This is a genomic window from Bifidobacterium amazonense (assembly GCF_018555435.2).
GTDB lineage: Bacteria > Actinomycetota > Actinomycetes > Actinomycetales > Bifidobacteriaceae > Bifidobacterium > Bifidobacterium amazonense.
In genome coordinates this window covers 45,254-59,150 of record NZ_JAFEJT020000010.1, presented here as the reverse complement: position 1 = coordinate 59,150, position 13,897 = coordinate 45,254, and the positions used below count along the sequence as shown (strand labels likewise).

Annotated in this window: 13 protein-coding genes; 4 read left to right on the top strand and 9 right to left on the bottom strand. The window is 65.2% G+C overall.

The genetic code is table 11. The features are described from left to right. The first annotated feature begins 76 nt into the window (after positions 1-76). Complete coding sequence (locus JS533_RS03940; protein ID WP_241513218.1) at positions 77-982, top strand: cation transporter; 906 nt, start codon at positions 77-79, stop codon at positions 980-982. 162 nt (positions 983-1,144) lie between these two features. Here the strand turns inward: JS533_RS03940 and cysS are convergent, their stop codons facing one another. Continuing rightward, the gene (gene cysS / locus JS533_RS03935) at positions 1,145-2,794 is read right to left on the bottom strand and encodes a cysteine--tRNA ligase (RefSeq protein ID WP_241513217.1); all 1,650 of its coding nucleotides are present in this window, start codon (positions 2,792-2,794) and stop codon (positions 1,145-1,147) included. 136 nt (positions 2,795-2,930) lie between these two features. On the opposite strand from cysS, the gene JS533_RS03930 reads away from it, so the two are divergent. The 3 genes from JS533_RS03930 to JS533_RS03920 all read left to right on the top strand — a co-directional run bounded on the left by JS533_RS03930 (position 2,931) and on the right by JS533_RS03920 (position 6,806). Next, positions 2,931-3,656, top strand: a complete 726-nt coding sequence (locus JS533_RS03930; RefSeq protein ID WP_241513216.1) for a type 1 glutamine amidotransferase — start codon at positions 2,931-2,933, stop codon at positions 3,654-3,656. A gap of 281 nt (positions 3,657-3,937) precedes the next feature. Next, complete coding sequence (locus tag JS533_RS03925; RefSeq protein ID WP_241513215.1) at positions 3,938-6,190, top strand: ABC-F family ATP-binding cassette domain-containing protein; 2,253 nt, start codon at positions 3,938-3,940, stop codon at positions 6,188-6,190. A gap of 100 nt (positions 6,191-6,290) precedes the next feature. Beyond that, positions 6,291-6,806 (top strand): type III secretion system chaperone family protein, encoded by a 516-nt coding sequence (locus tag JS533_RS03920; RefSeq protein ID WP_241513214.1) that lies wholly within the window; start codon positions 6,291-6,293, stop codon positions 6,804-6,806. Positions 6,807-6,928: 122 nt separating this feature from the next. Here JS533_RS03920 and JS533_RS03915 read toward each other — a convergent pair whose 3' ends face one another. From JS533_RS03915 to rpmF, 8 genes are all read right to left on the bottom strand, one after another. Continuing rightward, positions 6,929-7,363: a type II toxin-antitoxin system VapC family toxin gene (locus tag JS533_RS03915; RefSeq protein ID WP_241513213.1), complete on the bottom strand. Its 435-nt coding sequence runs from the start codon at positions 7,361-7,363 to the stop codon at positions 6,929-6,931. A 5-nt stretch (positions 7,364-7,368) separates the two neighbouring features. Then, a complete protein-coding gene (locus JS533_RS03910) occupies positions 7,369-7,647 on the bottom strand; it encodes a FitA-like ribbon-helix-helix domain-containing protein (RefSeq protein ID WP_241513212.1) in 279 nt (92 codons plus the stop codon). A gap of 78 nt (positions 7,648-7,725) precedes the next feature. Further along, positions 7,726-9,183 carry an MFS transporter gene (locus JS533_RS03905; protein ID WP_241513211.1) on the bottom strand — a complete coding sequence of 486 codons (1,458 nt, stop codon included), beginning with the start codon at positions 9,181-9,183 and terminating at the stop codon, positions 7,726-7,728. Between the two features lie 11 nt (positions 9,184-9,194). Then, positions 9,195-9,755, bottom strand: a complete 561-nt coding sequence (locus JS533_RS03900) for an ArsR/SmtB family transcription factor (protein ID WP_241513210.1) — start codon at positions 9,753-9,755, stop codon at positions 9,195-9,197. Positions 9,756-9,974: 219 nt separating this feature from the next. After that, positions 9,975-10,529 (bottom strand): acetolactate synthase small subunit, encoded by a 555-nt coding sequence (ilvN, locus tag JS533_RS03895; RefSeq protein WP_033494561.1) that lies wholly within the window; start codon positions 10,527-10,529, stop codon positions 9,975-9,977. A 36-nt stretch (positions 10,530-10,565) separates the two neighbouring features. After that, a complete protein-coding gene (locus tag JS533_RS03890) occupies positions 10,566-12,485 on the bottom strand; it encodes an acetolactate synthase large subunit (RefSeq protein ID WP_241513209.1) in 1,920 nt (639 codons plus the stop codon). Between the two features lie 273 nt (positions 12,486-12,758). Beyond that, positions 12,759-13,532, bottom strand: coding sequence for a ribonuclease III (gene rnc / locus JS533_RS03885; RefSeq protein WP_241513208.1), 774 nt, complete (start codon positions 13,530-13,532; stop codon positions 12,759-12,761). Positions 13,533-13,665: 133 nt separating this feature from the next. Continuing rightward, entirely contained in the window at positions 13,666-13,860 is a 195-nt protein-coding gene (gene rpmF, locus JS533_RS03880; RefSeq protein WP_033494557.1) for a 50S ribosomal protein L32, read from the bottom strand. Positions 13,861-13,897: the final 37 nt, after the last annotated feature.

Here is a 13,897-nt window from a genome sequence, read left to right as displayed (position 1 = left end):
CGCGACGTTCCGGTAAGCCGGCCAGTGAAGTAAGCGGGCCAACGCAGACATGCCGTGCAATATGGAAGGCCCGCCTATGCCACAAAAAAGAATCGAACGCAAAGCCCTGATCGTTGGCATCGTCGTCAACGTGCTCCAAGTCGCGGCCGGCATGGCCGTGTTCTTCATGACCGGCCTGAAGGCCATGTTCCTCGACTTCTCCTTCACCGCGATCTCCGTGCTCTCCGGTCTCGTCGCGGTCTACCTGTCCTCGCGCACCGTGCGCACCACTGAACGCTTCCCCAACGGCATGTTCGCGCTCGAGCCGATCTACGCGATCTGCAAGGCCATCTTCACTCTCTCGCTGCTGCTGTTCTCGCTCGTCGACGTCTCGCAGGTCGCCTACGACTACTTCGTCCTCGGCCAAGGCGAGCGCATCGAGACCGGCCCGGTCGTCGTCTACGAGATCCTCACCGTGCTCGTCTGCTTCGGCCTGTACGTCTACTATCGTCGCGAGAACCGTGCGATCCGCAACTCGAGCACGATGCTCACCGCCGAATGCAAGAGCACGCTCGTCGACGGCTCGATGTCGTTCGGCATCGGCGTGGTCGCCGTGATCCTGCTGTTCCTGCCGACCGGCGGCCCGCTCGACTTCCTGCACTACACCGGCGACTTCTTCATCACCGTCGCGCTCGTGGCCTGCACGATCAAGGAGCCGGTGAGCGTGCTCAAGGACGCGTTCATCGAACTGGTCGGCGGCGTGCATGACGACGACGAGACGAACGCGTTCGTCGAGACCTGCGCGCAGCGTCACCTGCCGGCCAACACTGAATACGAGCAGACGCTGATCTTCAAGACCGGCATGAACTACACGGTCGACGTCTACCTTTCCGGCACCGGCGAGACGATCGACGTGGCCGATCTGGTCGAATGCAAGCGCTCGCTGGAGGCCGAGCTCAAGAAGCGCCTGCACATCGTCGACGTCGACTTCGTCTTCGACTGAGCGGTGTCGCCCGCACAGGACGGAATAGGCCGTAAGTCTGCAGTTGTGTGCGTATGCCGCAGACTTATGGTCTTTTGCGGATACCAAAACGACCGTAAGTCTGCGGGAGCCTTCGTGGGCGGCAGACTTACGGTCGTTTTGGGATTACGAGGAGCCCGGGTCTTACTTGAGGCTCCAGGTACTGCCCTGCGGGCCGTCCTCGATGGCGATGCCGGCCGCGCCCAGCGCGTCGCGGATCGCATCGGCCTTCGCGAAGTCGCGGGCCTTGCGGGCCTCGGCGCGGGCCGTCAGCTGCTCGGAGACCAGCGCGTCCAGCACCTCGTGCTCGCGGTTCGCGCCCTCGCCGGCCGCACCGGCCGCAGCGCCGCCGACCCACGGCTCGGCCAGCGGGTCGAGGCCCAGCGTATCCAGCATCGCGCGCACGGCCACGAGCGCCTCGCGCACCTCGGCCTTCGCCGCATCGGAATCCGCACGGTCGGCCAGCTGCGAGAGCAGCGTATTGCCGTTGCGCACCGCAGTGAAGATCGCGGCCGTCGCGCCGGACACGTTGAAGTCCTCGTTCATCGCGGCCACGAAGTCCGCCGGCAGATCATCCGCACGCACAGCGGTGATCTCGTCGCGCGACGGCTGGCCGCCCAGCGCCACGCCCGCACGCTCGATGAAGTTCGACACGCGCTCGTACGCGGCCTGCGCCTCGACCAGCGCCTGGTCCGACCATTCGAGCATCGAACGGTACTGCACCGAGCCGAGCGCGTAACGCACCACCCACGCCGAATGCTCGGCCAGCACGCTCGGCACCGACAGGCCCGTGCCCAGCGACTTCGACATCTTCTCGCCCTTGGCCGTCACCCACGCCGAATGCATCCAGTGCGCCGCCGAATCGTAGCCGGCCGCGCGCGTCTGCGCCATCTCGTTCTCGTGATGGGGGAAGCGCAGGTCGAGGCCGCCGCCGTGGATGTCGAACATGTCCTTCAAATAGCGGTGGCTCATCGCCGAGCATTCGATATGCCAGCCCGGCCGTCCCGTGCCGAACGGCGTGTTCCAACGCGCGTCCATCGGATCGGTGTCCTTGGGGGCCTTCCACAGCGCGAAATCGCGCGGATCGTGCTTGTCGGGCGACATGTCGGCCGGATCGACCGGATTGTACTTGTCGTCGCCGGCCGCGTCCACGCTCGGACCCATGCGGTCGGCCACGGCCGCCGCCTCGTCCGCCTCCGCGGCGCCCTGCTTCTGGTGGGTCAGCTCGCCGTAGTGCGGCCAGCTGGCCACGTCGAAGTACACGTTGCCGGTCGGCTTGCCGTCGGCGTCACGCACGACGTAGCCGTGGCCGTTGTCGATGATCTTCCGGATCAGATCGATCATGTCGATCATGTGGCCGGTCGCGCGCGGCTCGTACGTCGGCGGCAGCACGCCGAGCGTGTCGTACGCCTGCGTGAACTCACGCTCGTAGTAGTAGGCGCGCGCCCACCACTGCTGGCCCGCGGCGGCGGCCTTGTCGAGGATCTTGTCGTCGATGTCGGTCACGTTGCGCACGAACGTGACGTCGTAGCCGAGCTTGAGGAACCAGCGGCGGACGACGTCGAACGCGACGGCCGCGCGGATGTGGCCGATATGCGGCGACGACTGCACGGTCGCGCCGCACACGTAGATGCCGACCTTGCCGGGCTTGATCGGCGTGAAACGGGCGACGGCGTGCGTGGCCGTGTCGTACAGCTTCAGATCGGCCGCGGCCTTAGCCACGGCACCATCCGCGCCGGCGGCGGGCTTGGTGTCGGAAATGTTGGAATCATGCGGTTCTTGAGCTTCTGTCATACTGCAAAAGCGTATTCAGGTTGGCCGACATGCGCGCTCGTCCCATGCCCGGTTTCGGCCCGTGGCTGAGCGTGAACTGACGCGGCCGCACGAAACGTCGAATTCGCTTTACGTAGGTGATGTCACAATAGAAGCCATGACGCAACCGCAAGTGTTGATTCTGCAGCACGTCCCGTGGGAGAAGCCGGGACGCATTTTGACGAACCTCGAAGAGCTGGGGCTCGATACGCTGACCCTGAACATCGCCACCAAGAAGAAGCCCGACCTGCCGGATTTCGACCAGGTCGCCGGCGTGGTCATCATGGGCGGGCCGATGGGCGCCACCGACTACGACGAGTATCCGGGGCTCAAGGTCGAGGCGAAGCTCGCCAAGGCGGCCGTGAGCGTCGGCAAGCCGGTGCTCGGCGTGTGCCTCGGTCATCAGATCATCGCCACCGCGCTCGGCGCCAAGCTCAGCCGCGGCGACGCGCCGGAAATTGGCTTCGGTCCGATCAAGCGCGTCGACAAGCACGACTACTTCTCCATGTGGGACAAGCAGATCAACGTGCTCCACTGGCACAACGACGTGGTCGGCCTGCCCGCCGACGCGCAGCTGCTCGCCCGCTCGGCCGGCACCAAGGTGCAGGCGTTCCGCTTCGCCTCCGCGCTGGGCCTGCAGTTCCATCTCGAGGTCAGCGCGCCGATCCTCGAGGAATGGCTGGCCGAACCGTCCATGGTCAAGGATCTCAAGGCGGCCGGAGGCTCCAAGTCGCAGCTGCGCGAGGACTTCGCCGCCAATGACCCGCAGCTTCAGCCGCTCGCCGAACAGGTGTTCTCCGGGTTCGCCGCGCGCTGCAACACGTACGCCAAGACGCTCGGCTGAGCGGCCGGCGAATGCTACAGGACCGTGACTGCCGTACTTTCCTTCTTAGCTCCCCTTGTCAGGACGTTGCCGTGCAGCAAATAGTAGCGCTGTTTGCAGGCAACGTGCGAGCCGGCAGGCGAGTCGGCAACGGCGCGGAGCAAAGCTCCGTCCATAGTTGCAGGACGAGCTGTCACGAAGTGACTGAGGGGTAGTCAGGATCCATCACATTGCGTTCGACAAAATACCAAGCTGGTCTTCTGGTCGAACGATGCCCGGTGGTGCCGCTAAGTTAGTGGATTATGCCGACTTACGATATTGGACTGGAACACGTTTCGCTCGCCTTCGCCACCAAAACCATCTTCACCGATGTGACGCAGGGCGTATTCGAAGGCGACCGCATCGGCATCGTCGGCCGCAACGGCGACGGCAAATCCACGCTGCTGCACCTGTTCCGCGGCACGCAGGAACCGGATTCGGGCCGCGTCACCAAGCGCAACGGGCTCACGTTCGGCATGCTCGACCAGCGCGATCCGCTCGACGACAACGCTACGATCCGCGAAGCCGCACTGGAGGGGCGCGCGGACTACGAATGGGCCGCGGAGACGCGCTCGCGCGAGATCGTCGAGGCGCTGCTCGGCGGCATGAGCCTCGACGCGAAGATCGGGTCGCTTTCTGGCGGCCAGCGCCGCCGCGCCGATCTGGCCCGCCTGCTGCTGCGCGACTGGGACATCCTCGCGCTTGACGAGCCGACCAATCATCTGGATGTGGTCACGATCCACTGGCTCGCCGAACACCTCAAGAACCGCTGGTCGCGCGGCGAGGGCGCGCTGCTGCTCGTCACGCACGACCGCTGGTTCCTGGACGAGGTGTGCGAGTCGATGTGGGAGGTCCACGACGGACTGATCGAGCCGTTCGAAGGCGGCTACTCCGCGTACATGCTGCAGCGCGTCGAACGCGACCGCCAGGCCGACGTGCGTGAGACCAAGCGCCGCAACCTCGCTCGCAAGGAGCTCGCGTGGCTCACCCGCGGAGCCCGCGCCCGCTCCACCAAGCAGAAGTTCCACGTCAAGGCCGCGCGCGAGCTCATCGCCGACGTGCCGCCGGTGCGCAACACGCTCGAACTCAAGCAGATGGCGACCTCGCGCCTCGGCAAGCAGGTCGTGGACCTGATCGACGTGACGCAGATCTTCGAACACGTGCAGGGCGGCGCCGACAGTTCGGTCGCGGCCGACATCGACCCGGACGTGGCCGCGATGGCCGACTCCGCGTCGCGCGTGGACGTGGTGCGGCCGATGTACGCCGAACCGCAGGTGCACGGTTCGGTCGAAGTCGCTGTGACCGACATGGACGATCCGCGGCTCGTCGACGCCGGCGTGCCCGAGGCGATCGAAGCTGCCGAAGCCGCGCGCAAGGCGGCCGAACAGGCTCGCGTCGAGGCCGGCACGGCCGTGATCGACGACGCTGATCGCGCGACGCGACGTCGCCTGACCGGCGGCGAGACGATCGGCGCAGACGACGCCGACGTCGAATCAGCCGCCGACGCGACGTCCGCCGCGCGCAAGATCACCGTCACCGGACGCAAGATCCTCGACGACGTGACGTGGCTGATCGGCCCCGGCGACCGCTTTGGCATCGTCGGCGCGAACGGCGCCGGCAAGTCCACGCTGCTGCGTCTGCTCGACGGCACGCTCACCCCGACCGCAGGCCACGTGAACATCGGCAAGACCGTGCGGTTCGCGGTGCTTTCGCAGCGGCTCGACGAGCTCGAGAAGCTTGGCAAGTACAAGATCAAGGAAGTGCTGTCGCGCTACAAGCCGAGCTACATCGTCGACGGCAAGGAGGTCACGCCCGGTCAGCTCATGGAGCGGCTCGGCTTCGAATCCGCGCAGCTCATGACGCCGATCCGCGACCTGTCCGGCGGCCAGAAGCGCCGCATGCAGCTGCTGCTCATCCTGCTCGACGAGCCGAACGTGCTCATCATGGACGAGCCCGGCAACGATCTGGACACCGACATGCTCGCCGTGATGGAGGACCTGCTCGACACGTGGCCGGGCACGCTCATCGTCGTCTCGCACGACCGGTATCTGCTCGAACGCGTCACCGACGAGCAGTTCGCGCTGATCGGCGGCAAGGTGCGGCATCTGCCCGGCGGCGTGCAGGATTATCTCGACATGGTCGAGGATCTGAAGAACGGCAAGCCGCTGCCGTCGCTCGAACCGGAGTACGGCAAGAAGAAGGGCAAGAACGGCGGTGCCGCCGCAACGTCGCCGGCTGCGGACGATCAGCCGACGGCGGCCGCGGCGACCGACGCGGCGACCGTGCCCAAGCTCACCGGCAAGGCGTTCCACGACGCAAGCAAGCGCGTCGCCGCCATCGACCGCAAGCTCGCCAAGCTCGAGGAGCAGAAGGCCGACATCGAATCGCAGATGGCCTCGCACGACCCGAGCGACTACGAGGGCCTGGGTGAGCTCAACGAGCAGCTCAAGGCCATCGCCGACGAGTCCGACGAGCTGACCGCCGAATGGATGGAGCTGTCCGAACAGCTCGAGTAGCGGGGCCGCGCGGGGCGGCGGCATGCGTGACGGAGCGTCGGCACGGGATTGTCCGGTTATCAGTGATGTGACGAAACATCGGCTGAAAGGAACGACATTGATGGACATTGAGGATATGACGAATGACGGTGCCGCCGCTCTCCGCGCTTTGGTGGAGGATGCCCTTGACCTCGAGGGGTTGGACTATACGAAGAACCCGGACGAGGGCACGATCGTGTATGACATTGACCTCTCGCTGGCGGTGGGCTCCGTCAACGTGGTGATCTGGGTGGAATCGGGCCGAATCGGCGTCGGCGCCGTTTCCTCGTTCGCATGCGACCCCGAGGATCGGGAAGCCATGCTGGCTCTTGCCGAATACGTGTGCCGCGTCAATGCCGGCTCGGATCTGGGCGGTTTCCAACTTGGCTTCGACGATGGCGACGTATGGTACTGGGACGTGCTGCTCACCGATGGCAACAACCCGTCCCGTGAGCTGATCCAGCAGACGGTGTTCACACCCTGCCTGATGTGGAAGCGGTACGGCGACGGTTTCCTCAAGGTGGCTACGGGCGCGTCCACCCCGGAAGAGGTCGTAGCCGAGGCGGAGACTTCCCATACGGATGACGATGAGCGGTAGTCCCGGAAATTCCGGTGCATGTCCGGCATTGGCGCGTCGCCGACATCATTCGGACGCGTGGTTGCGCCGGCGGCAATCACCGCCGGCCTTTGCCTTGCATAGCGGCCGCCAATGCCGTCGGCTCATGCAGTTGCTGACTCGTTGTTTTCCCAAGGATTGACGAGCGTGACGCCGGTGTGTTCGAAATCCTTGATGTTGCGCGTGGCCAGCGTTGCCCCGCGCGACCGCGCGATCGCCGCGATCATCGCATCCTGCACACCGATCGGTCGGCCGCTGGCCTCTCTTGCCGCTCGAATGTCTGCATAGTCGATGGCTGCGATGTTATCGAACGCGAAAATGCGGTCGATGAGCGGGAGCAGTGCATAGTCGATGGTTGCCGCTAATTGCGTACGGCGGCGTCCATGCGACATACGTCGCACCCCGTTGAGTAATTCCGCCAGAGTGACCGCTGTGACGCACAGATCTGATATGGGCTGACTGCGATACCATGCCGCCACCTGTGGGTTTGGCTGTTGACGTATTGTCTCGCTGATGACATTGGTGTCCAAGATGATCATGACGGTCACTCCAGGGTGATTGGCGGGCGTTCGGGCTCGTTGTGACGGTCAGATGTCGCGTATTCGTCATCGTCAAATCCTTGGACGCCTTCCTCTTCCATGAACTCGCGCAGACGATCGAAGAAATTATGGTGTTCCATCTCGTACCGTATTGCATATTCGGCCGTGATCTCCTCCAGCAGCGATCTCGCCTCGGCTTCTGCTGAGCGGTTGTTGCGTTTGGCGATCTCCTTGAATTTCCTCAGCACGTCGTCGTCTATCCTGCGAATGGTCAGCGTTCCCATATATGTGCCTCCTTGCTGTCATGGTGCCGTCGAATAGTGCTGTCATTATGCTAGCACATGATGCGCAAGAACATGCCGCTACAGTTCGGCCTCATTCCAACGGTCGGCGGCCGGAATCGAACGCACGGCCGGCATCGCCAGCACGATCGCCACGTTGGCGGCCAGCGCGAGCAGGAACAGCGCGACGGTCATCCGGAAGCCGATCGTCGGCAGCAGCGATCCTGCGATCGCAGAGCAGAACATCGTCGGCAGCAGGCACATCAGATTCGACGACGAATTGACGCGCCCCTGCATCTTGGTCGGCACCTTGGCGAAGATAAAGCCCATAAGCAGCGTGTTGATCGTCGGCACTGGCAGTCCGCACAGCAGCGACGAGACGAGCATCACCGGATAGGCGTCGCTGACGATCATCGGCGCCAGCGTCGCCAACGCGGCCACCGACATGACGACCAGACCGGTGCCCACGGCAAGCCGATCGCACACGCGCGCCGCGATCACCGCGCCGATCAGCATGCCCGCGCCGACCGCCGTCGACACGAAACCGATGCGCACCGAATCCACGCCGGAACCGACCAACTGCAACTGCACCGACTGGAAGATCCCGTTGACGCCGAAATTCAGCAGCGCGGCGATAGTGGTCAACGTCATCAGCGTGCGCCGGCGCAGCGTCCAACGCCAGCCTTCTACGAAATCGTCGACGAACGAACCACGCGCGACCGCGGACGTGTCGTTCGCCGCGTTGCGCTCGCCGTTGCGGCCGATCATGTCACGCACGTGCTCGTCAACGCGCAGCATGCCCGCGCTGATGCCGGCGATCGCGTACATGATCGACGCGACGGCGAATGGCACCCACATGCCGAACGCGTACAGCACGCCGCCGAGCGGCGAGCCGGCGAGGGCGATCACCGAATCGCGTCCCTGATTGAGACTTTGCGCCTTCGGATAGTCGGCGGTGGGGATGATCGAACGCAGCATCGCGTTCGTTGCGCTGCCGAGCAGGCCGTTGATCGTGGATGCCGCGACGATGACGACGGCGAACACGGGGAACGTGAGCAGGCCGCTCGCCAGCAATGCGAACACCGCGCCCCACAGCACGGCGCCGCATATGGCGTTGAGGATGATGAGCCGCTTGCGGTTGTGTCGATCGACCAGCGTGCCGCCGAATACGTCGGCGGTCTGCGCGGCGATCATGCTCGCCGTGGCCAGCCAGCCGGCCGTGGGCAGGGACTTGGTGAGCGAGAAGGCGACCAGCGAGATTGCAAAGCCCTTCATCGCCAGACCCACGGCGGACGCGGTGTCCGCGGTGAACCACGCGCGGTATTGCGGATTGCGCCACAGCGAGGCGTGCGTGGTGCGTGCGGGGGAGGTCGATGCGGTCGTATTCGTTGCGGCGGTAATCGGAGTTTCGGCCGTGGCCGTGGATGTGATCGTATCGGTCGTCGGATCGCTGCGGTCGTCGACTACGGTTGCAGACCGTGTGTTGCTGCCGTCTGCGGGGCTGTTGTCAGTGGTATTGCTGTCGGTGATGTCGGTCATGATCCGCTCCTTTACGCCAGATAGCGGAAGGCGGACAGTGTGACCATGACCTGTTCTGAGCCGTCGCCTTCGGTGTGCCGGTCGCCGACCGTGTTGATCCACTTGTCGGCTACGGCCAGCAGTTCCTGCTGCATCTGGCTGAATTCCGCGTCGGTCAGTCGGATGATCGACATGCTGTCCAACGAGTGCTGCCACGGTTCGGGCAACGACGATTCCGCGCGATAGTAGCGCAGTCGCGCTTCGGTGGCCGCGGTGGACGCGGATTGCGCGAGGGCTTCGACGGACGCCTGGTCGGTGTCGCTGTCCGCGTTGACGACGAGTTTGGGCGTGCTGGCTTGCCAGCAGCTTTTGCGCGCGTCGCCGTCGGGGGAGGGGACCTGTTCGACGAGCCCGGCCTTGGCGAGCTGCCTGAGATGATAGCTGATCGTGCCCGCCGATTCGCCGATGCGTTCGGCGATGTCGCCCACGGTGCATGCCGTGCCGGGTTCCATTATGTTCATGATGCGGATGCGCGTCGGATGCGATACCGCGCGCAGCTGCGTGAGATCGGCGTGGTGCCTGTTGTCCTGCATAAAACCTCCTTGTGGATGCGCAATCGTTGCCGACCGGTTGTGCATCTCATTTCACAAGAATCATTGTACAACAAATCTTGTATAAATCAACAAGAACTCTTGCATTTTGGTGTGGAAGCAATGAAGGCAACGAAAAAGGCTCCTCGCCCGGGCGGGGAGCCCATAAGCGAGGAGCCTGTAACAGTGCAACGGCAGCGAGCCGAAGCCAGAAAGAGAACGTCAGCGGCCGGTGATCTCCGAACCGACGACCTTCTCGGCCAGCGCGCGCGGGCCGCGCGTCACCGCAACCGCACCGGAACGCACCAGTTCGATGATGCCGTAGTGATCAAGCAGTCCGAGCAGCGCGTCGATCTTGCCCTCCGCGCCGGTCGCCTCGATCGTCAGCGACTCCGGGTTCACGTCGACCACGCGCACGCGGAACAGGCGCACGATCTCGAGCACGTCGGAACGGTTCGACTGATCGGCCGCAACCTTGATGAGCACCAGCTCGCGCTCCACGGTCGTGTCCGGGTCCAGATCGACGATCTTGAGCACGTGCAGCAGCTTGTTGAGCTGCTTGATGATCTGCTCGAGCGGCAGGTCGTCCACCTCGGCCGTGACCGTCACGCGCGAGATGTCCGGGCGTTCGGTGGGGGAGACGGACAGCGAGTCGATGTTGAACGCTCGGCGGGCGAACAGGCCGGCGATGCGGGCCAGCACGCCCGGACGGTTCTCCACGAGCACGGACAGCGTGTGGCGCTTGGCGCCGGGCTGGGAAGCGGGATAGTTAGCCATGAGAGATTTCTCCTTAACCCTTCGCGAACGAACGAACTAGAAACCGGCCTCGCCGAGCTTGACGGCGCCGGCCTCGCCCTGCGGGCGCAGCGGCTGCGTGCCCGGACGGTACGTCACGTCGTTGTTCGACGCGCCGGCGGCAACCATCGGCCACACCATCGCGTCCTTCCACACGCGGAAGTCGATGAGCACCGGGCGGTCGTTGATCTCGTTCGCCTTGCGGATCGCCTCGACGGCCTCTTCCTGCGTGAACGCGCGCATGCCGACGCAGCCGTACGCCTCGGCCAGCTTCACGAAGTCCGGCACGTCGAAGAATTCGGGCGTGCCCTCTTCGGCCTCAGTGTGTGCCTCGCCGTCGAGCAGGTTGGTCTGCGAATAGTGCTGGTCGTAGAACAGGGTCTGCCACTGGCGGACCATGCCGTACACGGAGTTGTTCAGAATCGCGATCTTGACCGGCGTATGGTCGAGGAACGCGGTGGCCAGCTCCTCGCTGGTCATCTGGAACGAGCCGTCGCCGTCGATCAGCCATACCGGCTTCTTGCCGCCGAAGTCGCGCGCGGAACCGACCTGCGCGCCGATCGCGGCCGGCAGGCCGAAGCCCATCGTGCCGAGGCCGCCGGAAGAGATCCACGAATGCGGCTTCTTGAAGTCGATGAGCTGCGCGGCCCACATCTGATGCTGACCCACGCCGGACACCCAGATCGTCGACGGGTCGGCCATCTTGGACAGCTGCTCGACCACCCACTGCGGCTGCAGCGTGCCGTCGGTCGGCTGGTCCTCCGGCTCGTCGTAGTGGATCGTGTACTTTTCGCGCAGCGCGTTGAGTTCGTCCCACCACGGCTTGAGGTTCGGCTTGCCGCCGATCGCCTGCGAACGCTTGATTTCGGGGATGAGATCGTTGAGCACGGTCGCCACGTCGCCCACGATCGGCACGTCCGGCGCGCGGTTCTTGCCGATTTCGGCCGGGTCGATGTCGATGTGGATGACGCGCGCGAGCGGCGCGAACGCGTCCAGCTTACCGGTGACGCGGTCGTCGAAGCGCGCGCCGATCGCGACGAGCAGGTCGCAGCGCTGGGCGGCCGCCGTCGCCGCAACGGTGCCGTGCATGCCGAGCATGCCGAGGTTCTTCGGATTGTCGTCCGGCACGATGCCGCGCGCCGGCAACGTCGTCACGATCGGCGCACCGGTGATCTCGGCCAGTTCGGCGACTTCCTTGGACGCGTTGGAGCGCGACGCGCCGCCGCCGACGTACAGCACGGGGCGGTACGACTGCGCGAACAGCTTCGCCGCGTCGGACAGCACGCGGCCGTGCGCCTTGGTGATCGGATTGTAGCCGGGCAGGATCATGCGCTGCGGCCACGAGTAGTACATTTCGCCGACCTGCGCGGTCTTGGTCAGGTCGACGACGACCGGGCCCGGACGACCGGAACGCGCGATGTAGTGCGCTTCGGCGATGACGCGCGGGATGTCCTGCGCGCGCGTGACCAGATACGAGTGCTTGACGACCGGGTAGGTCGCGCCCACGATGTCGGCTTCCTGGAACGCGTCGGTGCCGATCGCGTTCACGCCGACCTGGCCGGTGATGACGACGAGCGGCACGGAGTCCATGTTCGCGTCGGCGATCGGCGTGATCATGTTCGTGGCTCCCGGGCCGGACGTGACGATGCACACGCCCACGCGGCCGGTCGCCACCGCATAGCCTTCGGCGGCGTGGCCGGCGGCCTGCTCGTGGCGCACGAGCGTGAAGCGGAACTTCGTGTCGTCGTTGATCGCGTGGTAGACGGGCAGGATCGCGCCGCCGGGAAGGCCGAAGACGTCCTGAACGCCCAGGTCCTCCAGCGCGCGGACCAGCGCCTGCGCGCCGGTCATCTTTTCGCCGTCGACAATGGTCTGCGTGTCGTCCGCGTGCGTTTTCGGCACGCCGCTGAATGCCTGAAGGGGCGTTGGTGTCGCCATGGTTCCTCTCAACTTCTCGTAATCGACTGTGTGATCGTGAAGGTGCGCGCGTCGTGCGACGGCCGCAGGATGATCGGCTCGTTCGACGGCGGCCGGCCTCGCCCGCGGTCGCGGCGCTTGTGGCCCCGCGCGCGGGATGCCGGGCGATGATTCACCCCATCCTAATCACAGGCGCTGAGATACGGCGATTCTTCGCCCATATGCTGGCTGGAGCGATGCTGGCTGGAGCGTCCGTCGAACGCACGTCGGCACGAACCGGCGTGAACCGGTGCGCTACTTGTCGAGCGCCTTCCACGCGACTTCGGCTGCGGCCAGCTGCGCCTTGCGCTTGCTGGAGCCCTCGCCGACGCCCCACACCGTCTGCTCGTCGTCGCCGAGCGTGACGCGCGCGGTGAAGATCTGCGCGTATTCGGGGCCTTTCACGGACATGCGGTAGTGCGGGTCGCCCTTGCCGAGCCCGTGCGACTTGACTTCCAGCGACGTCTTCCAGTCGAGCGCCGGGCCTTCGGTCGCGACCTCGGCGAGCGTGTCGTCGATGAGCCGGTGGATCACCTCGCGCGCGCCGTCGATGCCGTGCTCGAGGAACGTCGCGCCGATGAGCGATTCGACGATGTCGCACAGAATGGAGCTTTTCTCCGCGCCGCCCTCCTTCGCCTCGCCGTGGCCGAGCAGAATGTAGGGGCTCACGTGCAGCTTGGTGCGCGCGATCGCGCTCAGCGACTCTTCGGAGACGGCCTTGGCGCGCATTTTCGCGAGCTGGCCCTCGGTCATGTCCGGGTGGGCGGCGAACAGCGTTTCGGTGGAGACAAGCTCGAGCACCGCGTCGCCAAGGAATTCGAGGCGCTCGTAGTTCGGCGCGCCCGGATGCTCGTGCGAGAACGAGCGGTGGGTGAGCGCCTGCACGAGCAGTTCGGGGCTGATCGTGGTGCCCAGCGCTTCGAGCAGCACGTTGGTCGGGCTGATCGGTGCCGGCGTTGCGTGTCGCGTGTCGTGCTGCGCGGCGTGATTCGTGTTCTGCGATGATGCCTGGGTTGCTTCTGCGGTCATGGTCACCTTATCTAGCCCGGAGCGCGGACAGTGGCCGCCGCGGACGCCTGCGGTCCCGGCCTCGGATACGAAAAAGCCCCGCCACCCGTCGATGGCAGGGCTTTCTTATCGCTTGGTTACCGCGAACTCAGGCTCACTTAGTGTGGGCGGAGCGGATGGCCTCACGGTAGGTGCGGCCGCGGAAGTTGCCGCAGTTCGGGCAGGCCATGTGCGGCAGCGACGGAGCGCCGCAGTTCGGGCAGCTGACGGTCTGCACAGCAGACGCCTTCCAGTTCGCGCGGCGCGAGTGCGTGTTGGCGCGCGAGGTCTTGTACTTAGGCAGTGCCATTTGTATTCCTCTGTTTCGATCGAACGATTGAGCTTAA